We start from the raw sequence: 25,759 nt of genomic DNA on the forward strand, positions 1-25,759 counted from the left end.
AACAATACCTCTAAGATTCAAAAGCTCGTTGAATACTAGACAATCTTCCAGCAGCAACAGCAGCAAATAACATAATCACTGCAAATACAATAATCAAGATAGAAATAGGAGATATGATTACTAGAAAACCTGAAGTCAGAGCTGCTAAAGGATTTACCAAAGAAAACAACGTTAATATAGAACCTATGACACTTCCAATAATAACTTTGGGAACTTTAACCTGAAGACTACCAAAGTAAACAATAGAAAATACTGTATTTAGCACAGCATAGCTGAACCACATGGCTAACATAACAATATAGGAAATAATACCACTTAATAAGGCTAAGTTTATTCCTAAAAATAGTAACACCAAGCTTTGGCATAAAAGCGTTATCTTAAAAAGACTATACTTATTCTTAAAATTTAAAGAGTATTTTGATAACAACCATCCGCCCAATACACCACCTAAGGCAAAGGATAACTCTAACCCACTGTAGGATATGTTCCAAAAAGAAAAGTGGTCATTTGCAATCTTCGGCAATAAAAGAAAAATACTCCAAAAAGCAAAATTCATAATTAAAGCAATAGGCATTAAATCTCTAATATACGGTGTTTTTAAAATATAACGAATTCCACTAGTGATGTTTTTAAGAACAGATTGTGCCTGTAAAGGATTCTCAACGTGAGTACCTAATAACAACACAAAAGAGATGACTGCTAAAAGCAAAGAAAGAATGATAACTGCCCTAAAAGATAAAAACGTAATATATCCTGCAGAAACAATAATAGCCATAATACTAGCCAATTGAGTTAGACTAGCAACAACAGAATTAACTTGATAAAGTTCATCTTCCTCCTTTACTAAAAAAGGAATGAGCGATTCCAAAGTCGGAGATAAAAGATTGCCAATAATTGTAGAACTAAGCATAAATAAAGGTAATAAAATCTCTATACTTACACTCCCCTCCAAGAAAAATATTATTCCCAATAAAACGATCTTCAAAAATTTCAGACTTTTTATAAAGGATAACTTATTAACTCTATCTGATATGCCACCGCCAAATGTTGATAGTAGTACCCCACTTAATTGACCAAATCCAATTACAGACACCATAAATTGACTCAAAAAGTGGTGATAAGTAAACCAATAAATGTAAATCGTAAGTGCAGCTGAAAGTGTGGTATCAAGAATATCCGAAGCTATGATTCTTTTAAGTGACATATATTACTCCTTAAAGAAATGGAAAATGTTTTTTTAATAACAACATCTTTGTCGCTAGCTTTAAAAAACGTTTCGTTAATGGCACTGTATCACAATACAAGGTTGCTTATAAATCTCTTCTTTGCCACATAAAAGGGTGCAGATGTATTGGAAGGACAAAATTACCAAGATCTGAACCACCAAAAAATACCTCAGAAAAATTATTTTCTCCAATCATTCTCAATTCTTGAGATTCTATAATTGCCGCACTCATAGCCTTTTCTGCATTATCACTAGTAGCACAAGGGCGAAATGTACTCCCCTCAGTAAAGTGATAAGTAAAGAAATCTTTCAAACCTAATTGAATTAATCTAAACCACCTATGTCGCTCATTATATCATAAAATATATATTTTGTTAATATCTTGACTAGTTTTTATTTTCAAAAAATTATATAAAATGTGTTTAAAAATAAAATAAAAAACATTAGACAAAATTCCTTTTTAGGATAGCTTATGACGAATTGGCTCATCTTCCCTATCTTTTTCCTCCAAAATATTTCAACAGAATATACCGAAAAATCTGAATTTTTTATTGACATTATCTTTCATACGATGTATAATTGTCATGAAAATATGAAGAGGATAATCTTGAACTAACCATTCTTGGTTAATCACTTTTTATTATAAACGGAAAAGATTAATTTATGAAATATAAAACAAGCTTAACTGCTACTACATTAAAATCTAGCGAAAACTTGATTGGCATTGGTAGTAAACAATATACTGTTAACGATAATGAATTTAACCTATCATTAAAAATTTTAGAATTTTTGATGATAGAGAGATGAAGAGGAAATTTTAAAGTGGTTGACTGATAACAACTCCTTTGAAAAGTATACCTTACCGAATACTAAAGACCCTTATTGTAATATATGTGGCGGTACACCAGATGATTAAAAAGCAGATTTTTCATTACTTATTGGCGACTTTTTTAGTCACAGTTGCCTATACATTACCCCATTCAATATTGACAGTCTTATTATTAAAAAAAGGACTATCAATTCCTCAAATATTGCTCATACAATCAGCATATAGTCTGGCCATCATACTGTTTGAATTTCCAAGTGGTATGTTATCAGATAATTGGTCAAGAAAATATCTCTATTTATCATCGAGATTTCTGCTCATCCTGATGTTTCTTATTGTCCTTACAGCTTCTAACTTTTATTTTTTATATTTAGCTTGGTTTATCTATGGGATTGCAGCAGCATTTGAAAGTGGTACCTTAGACTCCTATTTAATCAATGCATTGAAATTATCAGCTAATGATAAACTAATAGAATCTTTTATCTCTAAAGATAATAAAATCCAGTTTATATCTATGATTATAGGGAGCGGTATGGGAGGCATTCTATATTTTATGATAGGGATAAAAATATATATTATTGCCATCGTATTAGTTTGTTTATCCATTTTTGATATTGGATTTTTCTTTAAAGAAGATAGGAATAATCACAAAGAAAAAATAAATCTGGATACTTTCAAAAAACAACTTTCTATAAGCTTTAAAGAGTTAAGAGAAAATAGTGTACTCAGGGTGATTATTATTTTCGACTTATTAACACAATTATTTTTTCAAGCACATTTTCAATTGTGGCAACCCTTTTTATTGGAAAAAGGTATTGATAAACAGTATTTCACATACTTCTATTTTCTTTTTCAAATAATCAGTATTCTATCTTATTCTATACACACAGAAAAACTACAAAAATGCATTCGTTATCGAGCTTGTTTTCTACTAGTTCTTACTTTACCCATATTTTTCTTCTCAAAATTACCTCCTGTTTATCTTATAGCCTATATTTTATATGTCTTTATATTTTATATCATTCAATTTGTCCTAACCATCTACTTTAATAAACAGGTATCAACAAAAACCATATCTTCACTCATATCTCTTAAGTCAACAATCTCTAGGATAGGCGGTTTATTTATTTTATATGCTTTAAGCTTCTTATTAAACTATACTACTGTTAGCCTAGTGGTAAGCTCGGTATTTATTGCCTCTCTTTTATCTATATTGTTATTATTAAATCACTTTCTTAGAGTAGAGAAACATTTTTAATAGCCAAAAAACTAGCCTCTTTAAAAGACTAGTTTTTTCTTTTATTTTTAAATTTTCTATAACGATGTCTCCAACGGTAATAATCCAATGTTAGGAGGATTTTATTTTTAATAGGATAATCGTGCTGGATAAATTTGGCACTTTCCCAAAAATGCTTGATGCCTAGTGTTTGCCAATTGGATTGAATCAAAAATTGCCCACGACTACGCTCCTTTTGTTCCTCTCTTTTGTAAAAAAATCGGCAAATCTTAGCCAAACGAATCGTTGGCTGAAAGTTGTTTTCTGCTGTGTAGGGTTCTGTTGCTATATTAATCAAGCCACCTCGCAGAAGTTCTTGCCAAAATCCACGATTGGCATAAAAATATTGGCGCATTGGCAATTGCAAATCTCTTGGTAACTGCAAGATACGGTGCATCCCATTGAGTTCTTCGACTTCAACATAAAAGTAAATTTTTCGCTTTGTCATTACATTTTCCAACTCTTCTGATGTGCTTCAATCAAACCTTTTTCTGTTTGTTCTTTATTATACCATATCTGAGCTGACATCATGAAAAAGTTGAACAGGACTCAACTTCTAGCCCAAAACGAGAGCATCATCTGTCAGTTCTTGACCACTATTTTTATGAAAGAGATCCATCAGCTGTGCTACAGTGAGAGTCTTTTTCTCCTCACCAGAAACATCTACAACAATTTTCCCATGATAGAGCATAACAAGACGATTACCATAGGTAATAGCATGTTCCATATTATGAGTAATCATTAAACTCGTGAGTTTTTGCTCCTTGACAATTTTATCGGTCAACTGCATAACCATCCCACTAGTCTTAGGATCTAAGGCAGCTGTATGTTCATCTAAAAGGAGGACTTTCGGACGAACAAGCGTTGCCATAGACAAGGTGAGCGCTTGACGTTGCCCTCCAGAAAGAAAGGCAGCATCAGTTTTGAGACGGTTTTCTAGACCTAATCCAAGCTCGCTAAGTACTTCCTTAAAGAAGTTGCGTTCTTTATCTGTAACAGCATTTTTGAAAAAGCTACGTTTTTTACCACGACGATAGGCAATTGCCATATTTTCTTCGATAGTTAGATTGGTTGCCGTTCCCATACGAGGATCCTGAAAAACACGACTGATAACATTTGCTCGTTTCTCAACAGACTCTTTTCGAATAGACTTGCCCTCAAGCCTAATATCACCTTCATCAATGGTAACAAGACCTGCGATACTGTTTAAGAGAGTGGATTTCCCAGCTCCATTACCTCCAATAACGGAGATAAAATCACCCTCATTGATAGTCAAATCAAGCCCACGCAAAACATGATTTTCGTTGACGGTGCCTTTTTCAAAGGTTTTATGAATACCAGAAAGTTCTAATAAAGTCATTCTTAATCACCTTCTTTCGTTAATGTTTTTGAAGGGCGTACGCCCAATTTTTCACGTAACTCTGGAATATATAGAATAATTGCGAGAAGAAGCGCTGATACCAGCTTAATCATTTGTGCCTCTATATCAGTCGTTAAGATAAAGACAATAATCAAGCGATAAATAACTGAACCCAAAACCAAGGACCATAGACGCTTTCCAAGTGGTAAATACTTAATAATCACTTCAGCCAAGATAATAGAGGCTAAACCAATAACGATAGTTCCTACTCCCATATTAAGATCGGCATAGCCATTATTTTGTGCTAAAAGGGCACCTGATAAAGCAATAAGACCATTCCCAATCATATAGCCTAAAATCTTCATCCGATCGACTTTGATACCATTGGCTTGTCCCATAGCGACGTTATCTCCTGTCGCACGTAAAGCTAGACCAAGCTGTGTATTCAAGAAAAGATATAAAATCAAAATAACTAAAATCACAAAAATGCTACCAATCAACAACACTGAGCTGGTTCTATCCAATCCCAGTTTTGCTACCATGGTCACAATTGTCTCATGTGTAGACAGATAAACATTTGAACTACCTAGAATGAGAAGGTTGACCGAATAGAGACCTGTCAGAGTGATAATCCCTGTCAAAAGAGATGGAATTTTCATTTTAGTATGCATGATGCCTGAGACAAAACCAGCCAACATTCCACCAAGCATACCAAGGATAGTTGCTAAAATAGGATTAATATCGTGCATGATGCAAAGTGCACAAACCGCTGCTCCCATAGGAAATGCACCTTCAGCAGATAAATCTGCAATATCTAAAATACGAAAGGTGATGAAAACACCTATTGCCATAATGGACCACAGTAGTCCTTGTGAAATTCCTGATAATACAATATCGAACATAAACTTCCCCTACTTACTATTTGTTATTTGACTCACATCAATACCTAAATATTTGGCTATTTTCTTATTGACGACGACCTTGACTTCCTTAGGGTATTCAGATGGTACATCTGAAGGCTTTTTTCCTTTTAAAATCTGAATCGCCATTTTAGCAGTCTGACGCCCTAGACTTTCATAATCTGCTCCGTAAGTGAATAAGACGCCTTGCTCAACAACATCGGCAGAACCTCCTATAACAGGTACTTTCATTTCCTTCGACAACTCTGTTACCAAATTGATGGAGCTAACAATAGTGTTATCCGTTGGAATAAAGAGAACATCACATTTTGACATGAGACTCTTTGCTGTATCTTGTACGTCGTTAGTTGAGGAAATACCCTTAATCACAGTTTCAATGCCAGCTTTTTTAAAAAGCTTCTTTGCCTGATTGACCTGCACCTCTGAATTGCGCTCACTCGTGGTATACATGATACCAACTTTTTTGACGTTGGGTATCACTTTTTTAAGCAATGTCACTTGCTTTGCAATCGGTGCCATATCACTAGTCCCCGTAGCAATGCCACCTGGATATTTCATACTTTTTACCAAACTGGCAGACACAGGATCAGTCACATCTGTAAAAATAATGGGAACATCTGTAGACAAACTCGCTAGCGATTGCGCAGCTGTTGTTGCAATTCCTAAAACAATATCGTTTTTCCTAATAAGCTTTTCAGAAATAGACTGAAGGTTAGACTGATCACCTTGGGCATTTTTATAATCAATCACAATATTCTTACCATCTACATAACCCTCTTTTTTCAGCTCATCAATAAATCCCTTTCTGGAAGCGCTCAGAGAAGGATGCTCCACATACTGCAAAATACCTATATGCTTAGCACTCCTATCAGCTGTTTTTTCACGTTCTGATGTACTTGAACATGCACTAAGTCCTGCTACAGCAATGATCAACACTAACAATCCCTTTAGGAAACGTTTCATTATTTCTCCTCTTCTAAAATGCTATCAAAAAACCAGCTAGAGAGATAAACTAGCTGGTTGATGCCTATCTGAGTACAGTGCAACAGCCAGTTAGAATATATTATTATCTAATCGGCTAATCACAAAAGGCTCTAGCTCCATAGATACAAACACCTAACGTTCGTACCACATAACTACAAACGTCTATCTAGAAACTAAAATAATATTCCTTTTTTATCTTCACAATTGCTAGTACACTTGGCATCCTATTTTCCTCATATTAGGGTTCAAAACACCCACTATTTAATACTACTATACCGTTATTTAAGAAACTTGTCAATAGATTTTTCAAGGATAAAACGCTAGAAGTCAACTCCTAGCGTTTTTGATGTATAACAGCTAATTTTGTTTGTAAATCATCAATCACACGATTAACATTTTGTTGCCCTTTGTAAATACCGTAGCCAAATAAAAGCATTCCTAAACATCCAATAATAACTAATCCTATACCGCTAAAGCGTAATAGTAGAGAGACTTTGGAGAAATAAAGAGCTACTACGCCAAGACTAGATACAATGAAAAGTGAGCTAAACCAACGCTTGAGATTAGCAATCATGTGTTTTTGGTAGCTGATTTCAGTCTGATAACCTGATAATAACTCTTTTTCCGTCATAATGGCTCTCCTAGTATTTAAGTCCTGGATTGAAGAATCCTAACAATACACCAACAAAAGCAATTGCCACTAAAAGTAACATGACTTTATTTGGTGAGATATTTTTCTTAGCCATTAGCCACCAACAAAAGACGATAAATAAAGCGGTTAATAGTCCTAGATAAACAGCGTCTAATTGATCTTGCAGGACTAGAAAAGCTTTTCCAGATGAGTTGGTTAATTTGAACGAAGTCTTTACAGATACCCATGTGGCAGCAACACCACCAATAACCATTCCTCCAATGATCCCAATAGCTCTTCTGATAGCTTGACCTTTGGGTCCTACTAGAAATTCAACTGCCTTATCCCCTAGCTCATAACCTTTGAAATAAGCAAACCGCATCCCAAAATAGGCTAATAGATTCCAAACGATGATGTAGAAAATAGCACCCACAGGTGAGCCACCTGTTGATAGACCTAGTGCAATCCCAAGTAGAACAGGAATGAGTGTCCCTACAACAAGGGAGTCACCGATACCTGCAATAGGGCCCATAAGCCCTGCACGCATCCCATTGATAGTCTCATCATCAACACCATCACCGTTTGCTCTAGCTTCTTCAAGACCAGCTGTAATACCAACAACTAGTGTCCCTAATTGTGGTTCTGTGTTAAAGAAAGCAGTATAGGTTTGCATTGCTTCTTTCTGTTCTTTTTTATCTGTATATAGTTCTTCAATGATAGGCAACATAGAAGTCAGATAACCAAAGGTTTGCATGTGTTCTTGAGAGAAACAAGTCAAGTGCCCATAATACCAGTGATGAAATGACTTTGTTAATGTTTTTTTCGTGAGTCTTTTTCTTTCCGCCATCTTAGATGTCCTCCTCATCATCTTCAAACTCAAAACTATCGTCACTTGTGCTTTCTTTTTTTATTTTAACCATGTCAATCTCAAAGAAGAGAAGCGCAAAAATCAAGGAAATAACAGCACAAGATACCAAATTAAGCCCTAGAGAAGCAGCCAGAGTAAAACCGACAAAGAATGGAACAAAGTCTGTCACTTTTTCAACCAGCTGTTTTAGTAAGATAGCTATCCCTACACATGGCAACAGAGCTCCTACAGTAAACAACGTTTTCATAGGGACACCATCCATTGGAAGAGCATGTTGCAAACTAGTAACCGCTGTCGCTCCTAATTTACACATAATCAATGTCGGTAAAAAAGAGAAGAGAAAATGTGAAATCCAAGGATAACCCCAATCAACAGCGTATAATTTTTTAAATTTCCCTTCCTCAACTGCCTTCCAACCGATATGTTGCCAGACAAGGTTCATAGTAGCTGTTCCGTAAAAGAGAACAGTCCCTATCGTTCCCACTAATGTTCCCATTGATTTGGCAAGGTCTGAAGCTTCTGATGAGTTTACGGAAATTCCTTGCGATTGAATGGCTACCATAGCAAGTGGAATGCCAATATAAGAAACTGCACGTACATCAGCAGATACTGTACCACCTGGTGTAACCAGAGCAATATAAACTAACTGCATAGCTACTCCACAAATGATACCTAGCTTAATATCTCCTAGAATAAGTCCACACACCAGTCCTCCAACTAAAGGACGTCCCAACGTATAATTACCAATACTAGAACCACCCATACCAGGCATGGATGCTAAGCTTGCAAACAATCCCAATAAAGCAGCCTGTAACCAAGATATTGTCATTTTAAACTCCTTTCTAGAAACCTTAGCCCTTTATCCTCAATAACCAAATTTGCTCTTGAAGTCAGACCAGTAGCCAATCGAAACATCTGGTAACAACTGAAACTTCACTTTATAGCCTGCTTCTTCAATCGCTTGAATAGCATCTGCTTCTTCTTGTGTAATAGACTGATTGTTTCCCAATTTAACCGCACCTGGTCTATCGTTAGCAGGTCCTACGATAATTTCCTTGACATCATCTGGAACAAAGCTTTGATCTACTAGGATTTCTTTCATATCGATAGGGTTTTTAGTGATAAGAAAATAACGGCTATCAGACTCTAATACTTTTTGAGATTTTTGAGCAAAAGCCTCTTTTGTCCAGACAAATGTTTTTTTATCAGAAGCACCCTTATAAGCTTGTATTAGTACTTTGTTTTTGGCAGCAGCATCATTAACTGCAATCAAGCCATCACAAGGATATTCTTTTGCCCAGCGTGTAACGGTTTGCCCATGAATCATACGATCATCAATTCTTACAAATGAAACAGTCATCTTTTTTCTCCTTTTCTTTTGTTACTATCAAATATCATCATCCATCACATCTTCATCAGAAACTACATCAAGCTCTTTCAAAGCAGCGCTTGCTTCCCCTAAAACCGTCTCAACAAACTCTTGCCCCTCAATAATGTCTTTCATAACGACTGCATTTAACGCCATCGGAAGATTCATCCCTCCTAAGACAATAGCATCATCTAAATACCCCAACTCATCTAGCACCTTGCAAGCTGTCGTCAAAGGACTGCCACCAACAATATCTGCTAGAATGACCACACGATCATCCTCTTTTAGATGCGCAATGGACTGCTTGAAATGATATTCAAAATCATCAGCACTCATGCCATCTTTAAGACCATTTGCAATCACATCACCAATCTTATCTTGGGCAAACATGGCAATAGAGGTCTTGAGACCAGAAGCAAACTCACCATGACTCACTAATAACAGATATTTCATAGCTCTTCCTCCTTTACTAACTGTATTTTACAACAAAGAAACCGTTTTCTCTATGGAGGATTGTCACTTTATACAGATGACAAATGTCATCATCTAAAAAATCCTAAAAGCAACCTGCTCTTAGGATTTAATCATTAGCTAATTGTTTTTCAATAGTAATTAAGTCATTATCAACTGTTTGTTGTTGAAGTGCTTTATTAATGAGATAGTCAGACTTGGCAAGAAGATTTTGATAGCCTTTAACCATTGGTTTTGCCTGCGAATGTTTGAGAATGTAATCAAGCGTTTGTGAAGTAATAACATCTGATCCTAGGTGCTTACTCTGAAAGATCTGTCGTGTTTCTTTGCTAAGCATTATCTTTTTGATAACGGAGGCTCCTTGGGAATATTTGACTAAAGATTGTTGCGTCTTATCCGAGATAAACTCGCCTAAAAGTTGACCAGCTAGCTTGGCATGCCTTGTCTTTTTACCAATAGCCAACAAAGAGACAGACAATTGACTTGCTTTGATGTGAGAGGACTCAGCAGGAAGAGGTAAGCAAGTCCAGGAAAAAGTAGTGTACTTAGCGCTGCGATAAGGGTAGGGCTTATAGGTACGATACTGAGCAAGCGTTATCGGTTTAAAAGCAACTTCCCCTTGATCAAAATCACTATCTGTCGCTTCTTTTACCTTAAGTTCTGAAAGCTGATGAATATAGTTGAGCGCTTTTTTCATCTGGGGAGTATTGATTGTCACATGATCATTAGCCGTTACAATCTGCCCACCGTAGGCTGATAGAGCCATTTGCCAATCATAGCCTGTCAAAGCGTAAACTTGCTGTGTGGGACTATCTGAATGCGTTAATTGCTTACAAATGGAAAGAAAAGTTGTCAAGTCCCATCCTTTTGGAGAAATAGCAATACCTTCCTTATCAAGAATATCGGTATTGACACAGAGAATGGTAGGATTACTTTCAAAAGGGAGAGCGTATTGTTGATGATTATAGCGACCTGCAGCTAAAGCAGATGTATAAAAACGGTAAAGTACTTTCTTTTTCCCAATCGAAAGAGAGGAGAGATTTTTCAGAGCATCTATCGAAGCAAGACGACTAAAGTCATCATCTGGCAGGATAAAAACATCTGGCTCATGACCACTCACGATTTTCTGTGCTAACCAGTCGGCATAGTCTTTCTTTCGAATACCTGTTTCATAAATAACCTTAACCTTAGGGTGCTTTTTCTCAAAGCGAGTAATCGCCTCATCAATCACTTTCGTATGTGAAGAAGGGACAGCCCAGCTACTGTCAGCATAAATACCTAGCTTTAGCACTATAGGTCGCTGTTGGTACCACCTGTAGCCAACAACCAAACCTATCACTAAGACTAAACCTAATACAACAAAGTACAAACGTCGCCTAATCATCGTGATTCCCCACTTGATAAGAGGTCATACCTGCCTGCGTTGCCCAAATAGCTAACTGCATGCGGTCACGCAAACCTAACTTCGCAAAAATTGTAGACAAATAGTTACGCACTGTTCCCTCAGATAAGAATAAATCGGCTGCAATTTCTTTATTTGATTTGCCATAAGCAACATCCTTGATAATCTGATGTTCTACGGTAGACAAACTTTCGATTTTTTTAGGAGCGACCGAAACGGTAAAGTTTGACTGCGCCATTTGCGAAAAAATGGTCACCACTTTACTAGCAATATCAGGATTGATCATCGCACCTCCACTATAGACTGTGTGAATAGCTTTGTGTAACTCTTCTGTTGAAACACCTTTTAATAAATACCCTGATGCGCCATACTTAAGGGCACTAAAGATAAACTCGTCATCATCAAACGTTGTTAAGATAATAATTTTAATATCACTATATCTTTCTTTGACACGCTTGGTACACAAGACACCATCAAGAGTAGGCATCCTGACGTCCATCAAGATTACGTCTGGACGAATCGTTTTTAGTTTTTCTAAAACCTCTTTACCATCTGAAGCTGTGGCTACAACTTTTATATCCTCAAATGAGCTCAAAATAATACTAAGTGACTCTCGGATAAGTTCTTGGTCATCAGCAATCAATACTTTAATCATAGTTACTCTCCTTTTTGCCTTGGAATATCAACAATCGTTTTAAAGCCATCTTCACTCCGAAATACTACCGTTGCTCCTATGATAGCGAGACGCTCGCGCATCTGCGTAAGTCCATAGCCAAAATGCAATGTCTCAAAACCTATCCCATCATCTTGGATAATCAGATGGTAACTGTCATCTCGTGTCATCGAAATGTCCACATGATGTGCACCCCCATGACGAAGACTATTTGTTAAGGACTCTTGAACAACTCTAAAGATAATATCTTCTTTTGTAACTTCCAAATCAACAGCACCCCATTGATAATCGAGTGTAATCGCTAAGTCTGATAACACCTCATAATCACGGATAATCTTCTCCAGTGCCACTTGTAAAGACTGCTCTTCAAGTGCGCCTGGTCTTAACTTTTCAATGGATCGTCTTACATCTTTGATACCTTCTCTGACAACTTTTGAGATATCTTTCAATTGTTTTTTAGCTCTGTCAGAATCAAAGTCAATCAAAACTAGAACAGCATCTATCCCAGCAGAAATTCCTGTCAAAGCATGCCCTAGTGTATCGTGTATCTCTCTTGCAATGCGCTTTCTCTCTTTATCTTTTGCATTTTTTTCGCTAATAGCGAGATAGCTGTGCAGTTCTCTATTTGCTTGCTCTGCCATACGAAGTTCCTCTTCAATCTTATGCGTTTCTGCCACAGAGTAAATAATAGCTAAGATAAGATTAATAATAAAAATCATCACGCTGAAAGAGGAAAGAAAGGACTTGATAAAAAGGGTTAATATATGGTAGTGAGTTGGCAGAAAACTAAGATAAACCTCTAGTGTTGGTAATTTAACAACCATTGCCAAAATTTGACTGTTTGACAACAAGAGCATCGCAAAACTAAGAATGAGAAAAATAGCCCAATAACGCTTCTGTCTAGCAGTGTAAAAATCTGTATAAGTCTGGAAAATATCTAACAAAACAAGAAGGATAACACCATTGTAACTCCCTTGTAAAAAGCTAAAGGTAATCAATAACAAACAAATTTCAAGAAGCAAAAACCATTCTTCGTAAAAACTCTTTTCAAACAGAAAATGACGCAAATAAATGAGAGAAAGTAGCAACACAAAAGAGAAAATGCTCCCCAAAAATATCAAATGCGGTGCCATGGGGATAATACCAATCTTATCCAAAAAGTCTTGGCTAGCACCTGTCTGCGTGATATAGGTTGAGCAGAGCAGATACAAAGAAGCATGATAAATCACTGCAAAAAGTGTCACCACTATAAAACTTCTCCAAAGAAACAGGCGTGATTTTGCATAAGTCATTATTGCCACCCCATTTCTATAGGACTATTGCGATCATACCAAGATACTTTAATAGTGATATTTTTAGGCACTTTCTTTCCCTTTAGAAGCGAATAGACAGAAGCTGACGCTTGTTTTCCCATGGTTATCGGCGATTGGGCAACCGTTCCTTTTAGCATTGTGGTTTGACTCAGCAACTGTTTCAAATCTCGTGAACCATCTACACTATAAATAGCAACAGAGGTCAACTGATGCGACTGAAGAGCAGCTAGAGCTCCAAGTGCAACACGATCATTTAGTGACATAATAACATTAAAATGCAATCCACTTGCAATCACACGCTCAACTTGTGGCATTGCTACTTCTGTCTGTCCTTTTGTCTCTTTTCTAGCAACAATATGATAATCACTATGGGAAGCCAGAGTGTCTAAGAAACCTTGAACACGACTGCTTGCTGATACTGTCTTTTTATGCTCTAAAATCAAGATATTGGCACTTTTTTGATCTGCCATCACATGATGAGCAATTATCACACCTGCTTGATAGTTATCAGATACAATGGTTGTATCAGCTAGCTTTTTATCTGATAGCTGTGTATCAACGACTATGATTTTAATTCCTTTTTGCTTTGCCTTTCTCAAACAGCTAAGCAACTTCTGACTATGACTATCAACTGGGTTAATGATAATCGCATTAACCCTTTGATCAATAAACATTTTGATTTGCTGACACTGTCTCTTGACACTTAATTGTGGGTCTCGTGTATAGACACGATTGCCCCGCTTTTCTAGCTGACGTACAATCACATCATTTACCACTTGATAAAAATCATTATTCATCGTCATGTAGGTCGTCCCAACAATTATTTGGTTAGGATTCAATGCTCTTTGTTGCCCCCAAAGATATACCCCTAAAGTCAATAGCACCGTGATACCAGTGACAATGATAGGAAATGACAATGTCTTTTTCATACTAGCCTCTTCCTTAAAGCAATATAAAAATAACCTCCCTTTCACTATACCATAGAAACAAACTTTTTGAAAGGTAACTTTTTTGCATCACAAAAACCCTTGAAATATCAAGGGTTTGTTATTTATATTACATCATACCACCCATCATTGATGGATCCATAGCTGGAGTTGCTGGAGCCTCTGGAGCTGGCTTGTCCGCAACGACCGCCTCGGTTGTTAAAATAAGACTTGCTACTGAAGCAGCATTTTGAAGAGCAGAGCGGGTCACTTTGACAGGGTCAATGATACCTGCATCAACCATATTAACCCACTCACCATTAGCGGCGTTAAAACCAGTTCCTAGTTCACTATTTTTCAAGCGCTCAATGATAACAGAACCCTCATAACCAGCGTTATAGGCAATTTGGCGAACAGGTTCTTCAAGAGCACGAAGCACGATATTACGTCCTGTTGCTTCATCACCTGAGAGTTCGAGACTTGCTACTTTATTGACGACATTGACTAGAGCTGTTCCACCACCAGCGACGATACCTTCTTCGACAGCTGCACGTGTGGCATTTAAAGCATCTTCAATACGAAGTTTCATTTCTTTTAGTTCGGTTTCAGTAGCTGCACCAACTTTGATAACTGCAACACCGCCAGCAAGTTTTGCTAAACGTTCTTGTAATTTTTCACGATCAAATTCTGATGTTGTACTTTCAATTTGTGATTTGATGGTATTGACACGGTTAGCGATAGCCTCTGCTTGACCAGCACCTTCAACGATAACTGTATTATCCTTGTCAACAGTTACTTTAGCCGCTTGACCTAAAACTTCCATTGTTGCATCTTTCAACTCAAGACCAAGGTCTTCTGTAATAACAGTACCGCCTGTTAAAATAGCAATATCCTCAAGCATTGCTTTACGACGGTCACCAAATCCAGGAGCCTTAACTGCTACAACATTGAATGTACCACGGATTTTGTTAAGGACAAGTGTTGGAAGAGCTTCACCGTCAACATCATCAGCAATGATAAGAAGTGGACGACTAGTCTTAAGCACTTCTTCAAGAAGTGGCAAAATGTCCTGAATGTTTGAGACTTTTTTATCTGTAATCAAGATGTATGGATTTTCAAGATCAGCAACCATTTTTTCATTGTCAGTAACCATGTATTGTGACAGGTAACCGCGGTCAAATTGCATACCTTCAACAACATCAAGTTCTGTCTCCATACCACGAGATTCTTCAATAGTGATAACACCATCGTTGCCAACTTTTTCCATAGCTTCTGAAATGTATTCACCAACTTTTTCTGATCGTGATGATACAGCAGCTACTTGGGCAATCGCTTCTTTACCTGACACAGGTTGAGAAATAGCTTTCAACTCTTCAACAGCAGCAACTACAGCTGCTTCAATCCCACGACGAATGCCAAGAGGATTTGCTCCTGCTGTTACGTTTTTAAGTCCTTCGCGTACAATAGCTTGGGTCAAAACAGTTGCTGTTGTGGTACCATCACCTGCAATGTCGTTTGTTTTTGAAGCGACTTCAGAGACGAGTTTAGCTCCCATATTTTCAAAATGATCTTCTAATTCGATTTCTTTGGCGATAGTCACACCATCGTTTGTAATAAGGGGTGAGCCAAAGGATTTTTCAAGGACAACATTGCGTCCCTTAGGACCAAGCGTTACTTTGACTGTGTCTGCTAAGATGTCAACACCACGTACCATCGCTGTTCTTGCATCTGATGAAAATTTAATATCTTTTGCCATTTTATTACCTCAACTAAATTTCGTTTCTATTATCTATTAGCTCAAAATCGCCAATACATCTGACTCACGTACAATAACATAAGTCTCGTCGCCGTCTTTGACTTCTACACCTGAATATGACTCAAACACAACAGTATCACCTACTGACAAGCTAGGAGATACCAACTCGCCACTAAGGGTACGTGTCCCCTCACCAACAGCAACTACAGCTGCTGTTTTAGTTTTGTCTTCGCTAGCACCAGCAATCACAAAGCCACCAATTTTTTGTTCTTTTTCTTTTGTTACACTAAGAACCACACGGTCTCCTAATGGTTTTAACATAATATGACCTCCATGTCTATTCATTTTATTAGCACTCTTCATATATGAGTGCTAACTTATAATTCTATTTTAGCACTTAGTCAGAAATAGTCAAGAAAAAACAACTCGAATTTTCTAATTTTTATTGAAACTTTTTTATCTTCCTTTTTTCGCATTTACATTCAATGGGGTAGCACATATCAAAAAACACCCTTACACCGATAAGACTATCTATCAGCATAAAGGTGATATTATATTCGTTATCCACTAATCCACTGCAAAAACCAGTTGTTGTCTACGACAACCAATTTTAAGACTTTGTGCTGTATCTAACTCGCCACTGAGGAGCATCTCAGCTAGTGTATCCTCAACATCTGTCTGAAGTGTACGACGCAAAGGTCGTGCGCCCATATCTGCATCATATCCCTTCTTTGCCAAATATTTGAGAGCTGCTGGTTGTATTTTTAGGGCAACACCTTTTTCAGCAAGACGATTAACTAGTGGTTTAATCATAATCTTAACCACCTCTTTTATATTCTCTTGTGTCAAACTATGAAAGACAACTTTCTCATCAATGCGGTTAAGAAACTCTGGACGATAGGCACGTTTCAACTCTTCAAAAATACGAGACTGCACTGCCTGATAAGAGTGCGCCATAGCTTGCGCTCCAAAGCCGACAGTTTTATCATCACGTAGTGCAGTAGCTCCCAAGTTGCTGGTCATGATGATAATCGTGTTTGAAAAGTCGACTTTGCGACCTTTACTATCTGTTAAGATACCATCATCTAGTACTTGTAATAAAAGATTGAAAATATCAGGATGTGCTTTTTCCACCTCATCAAAGAGAAGAACAGAGTAAGGTTTGTTGCGGACTTTTTCTGTCAACTCTCCTCCCTCATCATAGCCAACATAACCAGGGGGTGCTCCATTTAATCGGCTTGCTGCAAATTTCTCCATATACTCAGACATGTCAAAGCGAATAAGTGCGGACTCATCGCCAAAGAGAACTTCAGCCAGTGCCTTAGCAAGTTCTGTCTTTCCAACACCTGTCGGACCAAGAAACATAAATGAACCAATTGGACGTTTACCTGATCGAATGCCAGATCGGTTACGACGAATAGCACGGCTAATGCTAGAGACCGCCTCATCCTGACCAATCACGCGCTTATGAAGTTCTTTTTCCAGATTGAGGTATTTCTTATTATCAGAAGCAGTCATCTTCTCAACTGGAATACCTGATAAGCGACTTAGAGTTGTTAGAATATGATCTGATGTTACTTCTTGGTATGGCTTCTGCCTTTGACTTGTAGCTTTTTTAAGCAATTTTGTAGCCAATGCTATATCAGCATTTAAGATAGCTTCGTCCACAGGAGTTAAAAAGCCAGTGTCTTCTTTTTTTATCATCGTCTGGATAGTCGCACTCGCCTCATCCAACAAGTCAATAGCAGAATCCGGCAATTGTTTGCTGGTCAAGTACTGGTGAGCTGCTGTAACAGCTGTTTTGACTGCCTCATTTGAGATGCTCACATGGTGAAAATCTTCATAAGAGGCTTTTAAGCCGAGTAAGATTTCATAAGCCTGATCAACCGTTGGTTCTTCAACTAAAATCTTAGCGAAACGGCGAGACAGTGCTGCATCTTTTTCGATATGTTTTTGGTATTCTTCTTGAGTAGTGGCTCCTACAGTGCGCAAAGTTCCACGAGAAAGAGCTGGCTTTAAAATATTTGCCGCATCCAATGTACCATCAATCCCACTTCCAGAACCCATAATCGTATGCAACTCGTCAATAAAGAGAATAATATGTCCATCTTCCTCAATATCTGTGATAATCTGATTCATACGCTCCTCAAAATCCCCACGAAAGCGAGTACCAGCAACGACACTCATCATATCAAGCTCTAGCACACGCATATCCCGTAGCTCATAAGGAATGTCACCTGTTGCAATACGCTGTGCCAAACCGTAAGCAAGAGCCGTCTTTCCAACACCGGCATCACCAACAAGAACAGGGTTATTTTTTGTTTTGCGACTTAGCACTTGAACCATTCTGGTAATTTCTTTATCTCGACCAAAGACAGGCTCTAGCTTCCCAGCTTCTGCCTGCGCTGTCAAATCACGAGTAAAATCTGCCAAATCTCCAGCCGTGCCTTGCGGACGCATCATATCCGAAAAATTACCACTAGATTTTGTCGACTTAGGACTACGAAGAGCATGGATTGACTTGATATTTTCCTTACTAAAACCAGCGTTGCGCTCAAGTGACTTTCTCAAATCTAAAAGACGTAAAGAATCTCCATCATCCTTATACTTAAATCCTGCTAATTCCAGAAGTCTTGTCGCTAATAAATCTTTATTAAGCAAGATAGCAAGTAAAACATGTTCCGTACCAACAGCTTCACTTGATGTCACTTTTTGCATCTTTTGCGCTAAGTCCATCACTTTAGATAAAGCCCTTGATTGAGGACGAAAAGCAACTGTTACATCGCTCTTTGGCGATTTATTCATCGCCAAAATTGCAGCATTCTCATAATTCTCAGGAGACACCTTATCCTCGTATTCTGCAAAGGTCAACCCAGCAATGGAATCTCTAATTCCTACCATAGCTAATAAAACATGCCAAGTCTCCAAATAAGCACTTTCATAGCGTGCAGCCTCATACTGAGCAAGGCTAAATACCTCCTGCAATTTATATGAATAATCACTCATAAATGAAACCCCTTTCTATCCAATCTTTGTAATAGTTTACGTAACATACGCGCTCGAATCTTAGGAGCCTGATCCCCCAAAACTTCATCGCAAGCTGTCACCAAAAGTAAATACCCTTCACGTTCACTAATCATCCCATCTTCAAATAAAAACTGGATAATATCCTCATACACCTGTTGGCTAATCTGATTACCAATAGTTGCTTGGAGATTACCAATCATCTGATGTTTATCTGAAAAGCGAACTTTGGCAATACGGATATAGCCACCACCACCACGCTTACTCTCTACAGCATAGCCACGACTCTCTGTAAAACGTGTCTTAATCACATAGTTAATCTGACTTGGCACGACTTGAAAGGTATCAGCTAATAGCGAACGCTTAATTTCTACGATACCAGATTGTGCTAATAAGTTTTTGATGTAGTCCTCAATACTATCTGAGGTATTTTTTGTAGCCACTAGCGTCTCCTTTCTTCTTTGACTAATACTGACGTTTATTATATCAAAAATAAAGCTATTCGCAAACTAAGACGCAAGACAAAAGTGGTTCTAGGGTTGTTATTCTCATAGAGATAAGATAAAATAAAGAGAATATCTCTATGAGAAAAATATTCCAAATGAAGAAAGGTTATCATTATGAATTACTTGATTACGCTGCTCGTTTCTATGGTTCCTTTGATTGAGCTACGTGGGGCAGTTCCTTATGCTATTGCAACAGGCATCCCATATTGGCAAGCTTTAGTTATTGGTGTTATCGGCAATATGTTGCCTGTTCCCATCATCTTTTTCTTTGCAAGAAGGGTTCTTGAATGGGGAGCTGATAAACCGATTGTCGGCGCTTTTTTCACTTGGTGCTTAAAAAAAGGGCACAGTGGCGGACAAAAGCTCGAAAGAGTAGCCGGTGAGCGAGGTATTTTCATTGCGCTATTACTCTTTGTTGGTATTCCCATTCCAGGGACAGGCGCTTGGACCGGAACGTTAGCTGCAAGCATCCTTGATTGGAACTTTAAGAAAAGTATCATTGCTGTTATGCTGGGAGTTATTCTAGCGGGTCTCATTATGGGAACCATCGCACTTTTAGGTCTCAAAGCAATCGCTAGTTAACATACAAAAAAGCCCCTAGGGGCTTTTTTGTATGTTAACTGATAGAACTTAGTTTTCAAGAGCAGCAGCCATCGTTGCAGCAACTTCTGCTTCAAAATCATTAGCCGCTTTTTCAATACCGTCCCCAACTTCAAAACGCACAAATGCAATGGCTTTTGCGTTAACAGAGTCAAGGTAAGCTTCGACAGTCTTGCTATCATCCATAATGTAAACTTGTGAAAGAAGTGTATAAGCCTGATCAACTTGAGTGTTATCAAGCATAAAACGAGCCATCTTACCAGGAATAATCTTATCCCAAATTTTTTCTGGTTTACCTTCTGCAGCAAGTTCTTCTCTAATCGCTTTTTCAGCGTTAGCAATAACTTCATCTGTCAACTCAGCTTTAGAACCATATTGCAAGAATGGAAGAGCAGGTTTACCAACCATTGCACGACTTTCGTTATCTTGTTCAATTTTATGGTTAAGTTGGGCAAGCTCATCTTTCACAAATTGAGGATCTAATTCTTCGTAAGAGAGCACTGTTGGTTTCATCGCAGCGATGTGCATCGCCACTTGTTTAGCTGTTGCTTCGTCTGCACCTTCAAGAACAGCCACAACACCGATACGTCCACCGTTATGTTGGTAAGCGCCAAAAACTTGCTCGTCAGTTTTTTCAACCAAAGCAAAGCGACGGAATGAAATTTTTTCTCCGATGGTTGCTGTTGCAGCAACAAATGCTTGCTCTAATGTTTCACCTGAAACAGTTGTTAAAGCAAGAGCTTCTGCTTCGTTAGCTGGTTTACCTTCTGCGATAATTTTTGCAGCTTCATTGACCAAAGCAACAAATTGGTCGTTTTTAGCAACAAAGTCTGTTTCTGAGTTCACTTCTACAACAGCTGCGACGTTACCATCAACATAAACACCTGTCAAACCCTCTGCGGCAACGCGATTAGCTTTCTTAGCTGCTTTTGCCATTCCTTTTTCACGAAGCAATTCAATTGCTTTGTCAATATCACCTTCTGTTTCAACCAATGCTTTTTTAGCGTCCATGACACCCGCACCAGATTTTTCACGCAATTCTTTAACAAGTTTAGCTGTGATTTCTGCCATTTTAACGTCTCCTATAATTTGTATTTGATTTTTATATTATAAAAACGAGACAGAGCGGTTTGCATCTGCCCCGTTTAACAATTTATTAACACCATCTGCAAAACAAATTGACAATAGTCTTTACACACTCGTCAATCTTGCTTGAATCGTCATTAGTCGTTTGAACCTTCAACAGCCTCAACGATTTCTTCAATAGAATCTGCTTCTGCTGCTTCTTCAAAGTCAACATCTGCATCTTCACCTTGACGTCCTTCAATCACAGCATCAGCCAATTTAGAAGTAATCAACTTAACTGCACGGATAGCGTCATCGTTAGCTGGGATGATAACATCGATATCATCTGGATCAGCATTTGTATCCACCATCGCAACGATTGGGATACCAAGTTTTTTAGCTTCTTTAACTGCGATTTGTTCTTTGTGTGGATCCACGATGTAAATCACATCTGGAATACGTGGCATATCTTCAATACCACCTAAGAATTTTTCAAGACGTGCACGTTGTTTATTAAGAAGTGCAACTTCTTTTTTAGGAAGAACTTCAAAAATGCCGTCAGCTTCCATTTTTTTGATTTCTTTCAAGCGAGCAATACGTTTTTGAATGGTATCCCAGTTTGTCAAAGTTCCACCCAACCAACGGTGATTGATATAGTATTGACCCGCACGAGTAGCTTCCTCAGCAATAGCCTCAGCGGCTTGCTTTTTCGTACCAACAAACAAGATAACAGCATCGTTTGCAGCTGCATCACGAACAAAGTCATAAGCTTGATCTGCTAATTTTACAGTTTGTTGAAGGTCAATCACATGGATTCCGTTGCGTTCTGTAAAAATATACTTAGCCATCTTAGGATTCCAGCGACGTGTTTGATGTCCAAAGTGAACACCAGCTTCAAGAAGTTGTTTCATTGAAATTACTGCCATGAGTAAGTTCTCCTTTAATTATGTTTTTTTAACCTCTCTCAAACTTCAGCTCGCACGACCACCACAGGGGCAACAATCAAACGATTGGTTTGAGATGAGTATTTGTTGCAAGATGCAACTCCCTTATAATATCATGAATAAGTAGAAAAAGCAAGACTTTATCACCATCATGTACGCCGTACGCATGAAAAATTTCTCTTGCCCTTTTTGTGCCCACCTCCAATTTTTGAAATTGTATCGCTTAACCATCATCTTAGTCTCTCTTGCCAAATAATTGTTCTAAATAATCCCCTAAATGGACAGAAATATAGCGTTGTTTACGACGATAGCTGAGGTCTTTCTTAGGGAAGCCCATCACTTTAAGGAAATAAAGGCACATCTTCCGAATCATATTCAAGTTGAAAGCCGTATGTTTATCTAATGTCTGATTGTGGTCTTCACGATAAACCACATCTGGCAAAGCTCTCGACATCACCCTTAAAACTGAAAATGAAGTAGCCTGTCTCCGGACTAACCTTACCTTCCTTTTCAACGGTATTACGTGTCATACCGATACCCCGTAATTTTTGCCATTTAAAGTGATTTTGTGTTAGCCATTTAACATTGGTCGAAATCCAGTAATCGCGCGTCTCTATCTGACCTCTTGCTTTCTCAATGGTCTGATAATGTTATCCTTTTTGCACTAATTTATCCAATAATTTGGCATCACTAAAATAGAGGACAATATCCTCATGTACAGCCCCCTGATTTCCTTTGACGGCAAGGCAATAGTCCCCCTTTCCCTTGATAATCTCATTGACAATCTCGGTTTGAGTCCCCATAGCGTCAATCGTGACAATGTCTTTTCGGATGTCGATTGTCCGTAGAAGCCTAGGAATAGCAGTAATTTCATTACTTTTTTCATCAACGGCTACCTGACTTAAGCTAATCTTATTGTCAGCACTATAGGCTGTCACAATGTGAGTTGGAGCTTGATTTTGGCTACGATTGCCTCGGATGGTTTTTCCATCAATCGCAATCAGCCGTTGAAGAGCTGGTATGTCACCAGCTGATTGTCCCATGTGACTTTTCAATTCTTTTAATCGGGTCTGGATTGACTAGACTCACCACACGTTCTAAGGTATCATGTGATGGACAACCTTCACTCAAATCCACATACTTGCCTAGCACTTCAACGTGCATTTCGATGAAGTCTCCCATCTCTTTCCAGCTCTCAATACCCGATAATTGGCAGACGAAGACTAGAAAGAGAATCGTTGATAAGCGGTAATGAACTTTCCAAGCTTGCCAGCTATCTAATTCCGCAGCCTGCTCATCAACACAAACGAAAAAATCAATCATTGTAGTCACCTCAGTTATAGTTTACTACTTTGATTGATTTTCTCAATAGGATTATCGCTTTCTGAAAACTTAACTTTCTTCATGCGTTTGTCCTGTTAAAAAAATGGGTGTCAACGGAAGTTGATGCCTTTTATTGTATTCCAGAAAGGAGGATTGAGTGGTGATTCATCAGCTTTATAGCCTTATTTTAAAAGATGGCTTAAGAACATTTAAATTTAAAAATAGTAGCCATCAGAATCCGCCTTTAGAGGAACAAAAAGGCTCAATTTTCTGTTATCGAAGTAAATCTAATATGATTAGTGCAAAAGGGATTGTAGTGACTTCTCTTGAAGCTGTTCAAGAGAATGCTTCTAGTTTAAGTCATTGGACACCGAATGTTTATTGCTATGGAACATATGAGAACAAGAAATTGAGAATAACAAAAGGGCATAGTGAGGAAAACTTAAGGCAAATCAATACTTTCTATGTTGATTTTGATATTAAAAGTCAAGATGAGACCATTAATTCTGGCGATATCCTTGTTTCATCTCTTGAACTTGGATTCATGCCCACATGTATCTTAAAAACAAAGCAGGGTTATCAAGTATATTTTGTCTTAGAGGATGCTGCTTATGTGACCGCAGACAGTGATTTTAAAGTAGTGAAAGTCGCAAAAATGATTTCTCAAAATATTCGACATCATTTTGCCAAGACGTTACCAGTTGATATGACCTGTAATCACTTTGGAATTGCTCGGATTCCAAGAGAGGATAACCTGGAGTATTTTGATAAAAATAATATCTATTCGTTTGCTGAGTGGTTTAGATGGTCCATGCATCAAGATGATTTAGTGTACCTTAACAAACCAAATTCATTCCTCTTGTCAGGTACAGAAGGTCAGAAGCATATAGATGAGCCTTGGTATAACTTATTAAGGAATACTTCAGAGATTCGAGGTGAAAAAGCGCTCATGGGACGTAATAATGTCATTTTCACCTTAGCTTTGGCTTGCTATTCATCAGGAGTGCTTATTCAGGTAAATATGAAGCTGCTAGTCGAGATTTTGTGAAAGAATTGTGCCAAATCTGGGTAGATGACTCTTTGACAAGCAAAGATTTATTTATTCGTCAAGGATGGTATAAGTTCAAAAAAGCACGTGCAGACCGTCAGAGAAGTCATTTCTCTGAATGGAAGGAAGATTTACTAACGTACATTGAAGAGAACACGTCTAAGAGTAGCCCTTATTTAAATATTAAGAAAAAAGATATTATTAGTCATTTAGGTATTCCAGAACGTTCTTTGGACTATGTATTAAAAGAATTGAAGAATGATTATAAAATCTTATATACTTTTAAACGTGGTAGAGGTGGAGGCATCAGAGTGGCTTCTATTTCAGCTATTTTAATGGCTATTATTGCTTTAAATAAAGAAAATAGACAGAGATACTACCAGCACTTTCAGAGCTGTTAGAGAGCTCTCAGAAGGCTATAAAAGTTGTTATCGAGAGACAGTTGCACAATTTACTCAAAGATCAGAAAAATAGTTTATTTGAGCTTGATATAGGATAAAATTAAAACCCGCAATCTGCCATTACATTATATCTATGATAATGGGTTAGTGGAGAATGGACAATAGGGTGTACTTAAGTGGACTTTTTTAAATATTGGTTTTAGTTCTTTTCTGATTGGGACAATAAAGTGGAGCAAAAATATGAGAATTGGTTATTGTAGGGTTAGTAGTAAAGGGCAGAATTTAGATCGTCAATTGGAGTTGTTGACGGGTATTTTTAAGGTGTTCTCAGATAGGGAAACTGGAAATAGATTTGATAGAAAAGGCTTGAATGATTTATTAGATTTTATTCGAGAGGGTGATGTTGTGGTTGTAACTGAGTTGGATCGATTAGGTAGGAATAATCGGGAGTTAACGGAGGTTATTTCTAGGATTCATAGTAAAGGGGCTACTGTGGAGGTTTTAAATTTACCTTCTTTATCTGGAATTCAGGATGAGAATTTGAGAAGGTTACTGTCTAATTTAATTTTAGAGATTTATAAATATCAGGCAGAGTCAGAAAGGATAAGGATTTTAGAACGTCAACGTCAAGGGATAGAGATAGCTAAGAAAAAAGGAAAGTATAAAGGACGTCAGCGATTATTTACTAGAAATAGTCCTCAGTTACAGCATGCTTTTGAGCTTTTTCAGTCTGGATGTTCGGATAGAGAAGTTGAGAGATTGGTAGGGATTAATGCTAGGACTTTTAGAAGGTATAGAGAGAGGTATGAAATAAAAAGAAGACCCAATTGTTAAATTGGGTCTGGGAG

At 37.7% G+C, this 25,759-nt stretch carries 24 protein-coding genes and 2 pseudogenes; 4 read left to right on the forward strand and 22 right to left on the reverse strand.

Annotated features, from left to right (window positions below; genetic code table 11):
• Positions 1 to 10 precede the first annotated feature (10 nt).
• Positions 11 to 1,204 (reverse strand): MFS transporter, encoded by a 1,194-nt coding sequence (locus tag NXS10_RS02650; RefSeq protein ID WP_259137387.1) that lies wholly within the window; start codon positions 1,202 to 1,204, stop codon positions 11 to 13.
• 106 nt (positions 1,205 to 1,310) lie between these two features.
• Positions 1,311 to 1,538, reverse strand: a complete 228-nt coding sequence (locus NXS10_RS02655) for a hypothetical protein (protein WP_259137388.1) — start codon at positions 1,536 to 1,538, stop codon at positions 1,311 to 1,313.
• Between the two features lie 595 nt (positions 1,539 to 2,133).
• Here NXS10_RS02655 and NXS10_RS02660 point away from each other — a divergent pair.
• Positions 2,134 to 3,309 (forward strand): MFS transporter, encoded by a 1,176-nt coding sequence (locus NXS10_RS02660; RefSeq protein ID WP_259137390.1) that lies wholly within the window; start codon positions 2,134 to 2,136, stop codon positions 3,307 to 3,309.
• Positions 3,310 to 3,337: 28 nt separating this feature from the next.
• Here the strand turns inward: NXS10_RS02660 and NXS10_RS02665 are convergent, their stop codons facing one another.
• The 17 genes from NXS10_RS02665 to NXS10_RS02745 form a co-directional block, all read right to left on the reverse strand.
• A complete protein-coding gene (locus tag NXS10_RS02665; protein ID WP_259137392.1) occupies positions 3,338 to 3,775 on the reverse strand; it encodes a DUF7679 family protein in 438 nt (145 codons plus the stop codon).
• Between the two features lie 108 nt (positions 3,776 to 3,883).
• Positions 3,884 to 4,687, reverse strand: a complete 804-nt coding sequence (locus NXS10_RS02670; protein ID WP_259137394.1) for an ABC transporter ATP-binding protein — start codon at positions 4,685 to 4,687, stop codon at positions 3,884 to 3,886.
• Between the two features lie 2 nt (positions 4,688 to 4,689).
• Positions 4,690 to 5,589, reverse strand: a complete 900-nt coding sequence (locus NXS10_RS02675; protein WP_259137396.1) for an ABC transporter permease — start codon at positions 5,587 to 5,589, stop codon at positions 4,690 to 4,692.
• A 9-nt stretch (positions 5,590 to 5,598) separates the two neighbouring features.
• Positions 5,599 to 6,570: an ABC transporter substrate-binding protein gene (locus NXS10_RS02680; RefSeq protein WP_259137399.1), complete on the reverse strand. Its 972-nt coding sequence runs from the start codon at positions 6,568 to 6,570 to the stop codon at positions 5,599 to 5,601.
• A gap of 355 nt (positions 6,571 to 6,925) precedes the next feature.
• Positions 6,926 to 7,222 (reverse strand): DUF202 domain-containing protein, encoded by a 297-nt coding sequence (locus NXS10_RS02685; protein WP_259137401.1) that lies wholly within the window; start codon positions 7,220 to 7,222, stop codon positions 6,926 to 6,928.
• 10 nt (positions 7,223 to 7,232) lie between these two features.
• Positions 7,233 to 8,087 carry a PTS system mannose/fructose/sorbose family transporter subunit IID gene (locus tag NXS10_RS02690; protein ID WP_373317982.1) on the reverse strand — a complete coding sequence of 285 codons (855 nt, stop codon included), beginning with the start codon at positions 8,085 to 8,087 and terminating at the stop codon, positions 7,233 to 7,235.
• Positions 8,071 to 8,919, reverse strand: a complete 849-nt coding sequence (locus tag NXS10_RS02695; protein WP_259137405.1) for a PTS mannose/fructose/sorbose/N-acetylgalactosamine transporter subunit IIC — start codon at positions 8,917 to 8,919, stop codon at positions 8,071 to 8,073. Before NXS10_RS02695 ends, NXS10_RS02690 begins: the two co-directional genes overlap by 17 nt.
• 36 nt (positions 8,920 to 8,955) lie before the next feature.
• A complete protein-coding gene (locus NXS10_RS02700) occupies positions 8,956 to 9,450 on the reverse strand; it encodes a PTS sugar transporter subunit IIB (RefSeq protein ID WP_259137407.1) in 495 nt (164 codons plus the stop codon).
• Between the two features lie 27 nt (positions 9,451 to 9,477).
• The gene (locus NXS10_RS02705; protein WP_259137408.1) at positions 9,478 to 9,912 is read right to left on the reverse strand and encodes a PTS sugar transporter subunit IIA; all 435 of its coding nucleotides are present in this window, start codon (positions 9,910 to 9,912) and stop codon (positions 9,478 to 9,480) included.
• A 127-nt stretch (positions 9,913 to 10,039) separates the two neighbouring features.
• Complete coding sequence (locus NXS10_RS02710; RefSeq protein WP_259137411.1) at positions 10,040 to 11,314, reverse strand: ABC transporter substrate-binding protein; 1,275 nt, start codon at positions 11,312 to 11,314, stop codon at positions 10,040 to 10,042.
• The gene (locus tag NXS10_RS02715; protein ID WP_259137413.1) at positions 11,307 to 11,987 is read right to left on the reverse strand and encodes a response regulator transcription factor; all 681 of its coding nucleotides are present in this window, start codon (positions 11,985 to 11,987) and stop codon (positions 11,307 to 11,309) included. Before NXS10_RS02715 ends, NXS10_RS02710 begins: the two co-directional genes overlap by 8 nt.
• 2 nt (positions 11,988 to 11,989) lie before the next feature.
• Positions 11,990 to 13,297: a sensor histidine kinase gene (locus NXS10_RS02720; RefSeq protein ID WP_259137414.1), complete on the reverse strand. Its 1,308-nt coding sequence runs from the start codon at positions 13,295 to 13,297 to the stop codon at positions 11,990 to 11,992.
• Positions 13,297 to 14,247 carry a substrate-binding domain-containing protein gene (locus NXS10_RS02725; protein WP_259137416.1) on the reverse strand — a complete coding sequence of 317 codons (951 nt, stop codon included), beginning with the start codon at positions 14,245 to 14,247 and terminating at the stop codon, positions 13,297 to 13,299. The genes NXS10_RS02720 and NXS10_RS02725 overlap by 1 nt, the downstream gene beginning before the upstream one ends.
• Before the next feature lie 127 nt (positions 14,248 to 14,374).
• Positions 14,375 to 16,000 (reverse strand): chaperonin GroEL, encoded by a 1,626-nt coding sequence (gene groL, locus NXS10_RS02730; RefSeq protein WP_259137418.1) that lies wholly within the window; start codon positions 15,998 to 16,000, stop codon positions 14,375 to 14,377.
• A 36-nt stretch (positions 16,001 to 16,036) separates the two neighbouring features.
• A complete protein-coding gene (gene groES / locus NXS10_RS02735; protein ID WP_259137420.1) occupies positions 16,037 to 16,321 on the reverse strand; it encodes a co-chaperone GroES in 285 nt (94 codons plus the stop codon).
• A 246-nt stretch (positions 16,322 to 16,567) separates the two neighbouring features.
• Positions 16,568 to 19,006, reverse strand: coding sequence for an ATP-dependent Clp protease ATP-binding subunit (locus tag NXS10_RS02740; protein WP_259137422.1), 2,439 nt, complete (start codon positions 19,004 to 19,006; stop codon positions 16,568 to 16,570).
• Entirely contained in the window at positions 19,003 to 19,467 is a 465-nt protein-coding gene (locus NXS10_RS02745) for a CtsR family transcriptional regulator (protein ID WP_259137424.1), read from the reverse strand. The genes NXS10_RS02740 and NXS10_RS02745 overlap by 4 nt, the downstream gene beginning before the upstream one ends.
• A 177-nt stretch (positions 19,468 to 19,644) precedes the next feature.
• Here NXS10_RS02745 and NXS10_RS02750 point away from each other — a divergent pair, with 177 nt between their 5' ends.
• Positions 19,645 to 20,112, forward strand: a complete 468-nt coding sequence (locus NXS10_RS02750) for a COG2426 family protein (RefSeq protein WP_259137426.1) — start codon at positions 19,645 to 19,647, stop codon at positions 20,110 to 20,112.
• A gap of 48 nt (positions 20,113 to 20,160) precedes the next feature.
• On the opposite strand, the gene tsf is transcribed toward NXS10_RS02750, so the two are convergent.
• The 3 genes and pseudogenes from tsf to NXS10_RS02765 form a co-directional block, all read right to left on the reverse strand.
• The gene (gene tsf, locus NXS10_RS02755; RefSeq protein ID WP_259137428.1) at positions 20,161 to 21,201 is read right to left on the reverse strand and encodes a translation elongation factor Ts; all 1,041 of its coding nucleotides are present in this window, start codon (positions 21,199 to 21,201) and stop codon (positions 20,161 to 20,163) included.
• A 152-nt stretch (positions 21,202 to 21,353) separates the two neighbouring features.
• On the reverse strand, positions 21,354 to 22,121 hold the full coding sequence (gene rpsB / locus NXS10_RS02760) for a 30S ribosomal protein S2 (protein ID WP_259137430.1): 768 nt from the start codon (positions 22,119 to 22,121) through the stop codon (positions 21,354 to 21,356).
• Positions 22,122 to 22,374: 253 nt separating this feature from the next.
• Positions 22,375 to 23,462 (reverse strand): annotated as a pseudogene (locus NXS10_RS02765) (ISAs1 family transposase).
• Between the two features lie 157 nt (positions 23,463 to 23,619).
• Between NXS10_RS02765 and NXS10_RS02770 the strand changes: the two are divergent.
• Positions 23,620 to 25,009: pseudogene (locus NXS10_RS02770) on the forward strand (primase C-terminal domain-containing protein).
• A 142-nt stretch (positions 25,010 to 25,151) separates the two neighbouring features.
• A complete protein-coding gene (locus NXS10_RS02775) occupies positions 25,152 to 25,745 on the forward strand; it encodes a recombinase family protein (RefSeq protein ID WP_259137432.1) in 594 nt (197 codons plus the stop codon).
• Positions 25,746 to 25,759: the final 14 nt, after the last annotated feature.

The sequence above is a fragment of the Streptococcus sciuri genome, assembly GCF_024814375.1.
GTDB classification, from domain to species: domain Bacteria; phylum Bacillota; class Bacilli; order Lactobacillales; family Streptococcaceae; genus Streptococcus; species Streptococcus sciuri.

Coding starts and splice junctions, on each gene's coding strand:
- NXS10_RS02650 (WP_259137387.1), bottom strand. CDS start 1,204: ATGTCACTTAAAAGAATCATAGCTTCGGATATTCTTGATACCACACTT.
- NXS10_RS02660 (WP_259137390.1), top strand. CDS start 2,134: ATGATTAAAAAGCAGATTTTTCATTACTTATTGGCGACTTTTTTAGTC.
- NXS10_RS02665 (WP_259137392.1), bottom strand. CDS start 3,775: ATGACAAAGCGAAAAATTTACTTTTATGTTGAAGTCGAAGAACTCAAT.
- NXS10_RS02670 (WP_259137394.1), bottom strand. CDS start 4,687: ATGACTTTATTAGAACTTTCTGGTATTCATAAAACCTTTGAAAAAGGC.
- NXS10_RS02675 (WP_259137396.1), bottom strand. CDS start 5,589: ATGTTCGATATTGTATTATCAGGAATTTCACAAGGACTACTGTGGTCC.
- NXS10_RS02680 (WP_259137399.1), bottom strand. CDS start 6,570: ATGAAACGTTTCCTAAAGGGATTGTTAGTGTTGATCATTGCTGTAGCA.
- NXS10_RS02685 (WP_259137401.1), bottom strand. CDS start 7,222: ATGACGGAAAAAGAGTTATTATCAGGTTATCAGACTGAAATCAGCTAC.
- NXS10_RS02690 (WP_373317982.1), bottom strand. CDS start 8,087: ATGAGGAGGACATCTAAGATGGCGGAAAGAAAAAGACTCACGAAAAAA.
- NXS10_RS02695 (WP_259137405.1), bottom strand. CDS start 8,919: ATGACAATATCTTGGTTACAGGCTGCTTTATTGGGATTGTTTGCAAGC.
- NXS10_RS02700 (WP_259137407.1), bottom strand. CDS start 9,450: ATGACTGTTTCATTTGTAAGAATTGATGATCGTATGATTCATGGGCAA.
- NXS10_RS02705 (WP_259137408.1), bottom strand. CDS start 9,912: ATGAAATATCTGTTATTAGTGAGTCATGGTGAGTTTGCTTCTGGTCTC.
- NXS10_RS02710 (WP_259137411.1), bottom strand. CDS start 11,314: ATGATTAGGCGACGTTTGTACTTTGTTGTATTAGGTTTAGTCTTAGTG.
- NXS10_RS02715 (WP_259137413.1), bottom strand. CDS start 11,987: ATGATTAAAGTATTGATTGCTGATGACCAAGAACTTATCCGAGAGTCA.
- NXS10_RS02720 (WP_259137414.1), bottom strand. CDS start 13,297: ATGACTTATGCAAAATCACGCCTGTTTCTTTGGAGAAGTTTTATAGTG.
- NXS10_RS02725 (WP_259137416.1), bottom strand. CDS start 14,247: ATGAAAAAGACATTGTCATTTCCTATCATTGTCACTGGTATCACGGTG.
- groL (WP_259137418.1), bottom strand. CDS start 16,000: ATGGCAAAAGATATTAAATTTTCATCAGATGCAAGAACAGCGATGGTA.
- groES (WP_259137420.1), bottom strand. CDS start 16,321: ATGTTAAAACCATTAGGAGACCGTGTGGTTCTTAGTGTAACAAAAGAA.
- NXS10_RS02740 (WP_259137422.1), bottom strand. CDS start 19,006: ATGAGTGATTATTCATATAAATTGCAGGAGGTATTTAGCCTTGCTCAG.
- NXS10_RS02750 (WP_259137426.1), top strand. CDS start 19,645: ATGAATTACTTGATTACGCTGCTCGTTTCTATGGTTCCTTTGATTGAG.
- tsf (WP_259137428.1), bottom strand. CDS start 21,201: ATGGCAGAAATCACAGCTAAACTTGTTAAAGAATTGCGTGAAAAATCT.
- rpsB (WP_259137430.1), bottom strand. CDS start 22,121: ATGGCAGTAATTTCAATGAAACAACTTCTTGAAGCTGGTGTTCACTTT.
- NXS10_RS02775 (WP_259137432.1), top strand. CDS start 25,152: ATGAGAATTGGTTATTGTAGGGTTAGTAGTAAAGGGCAGAATTTAGAT.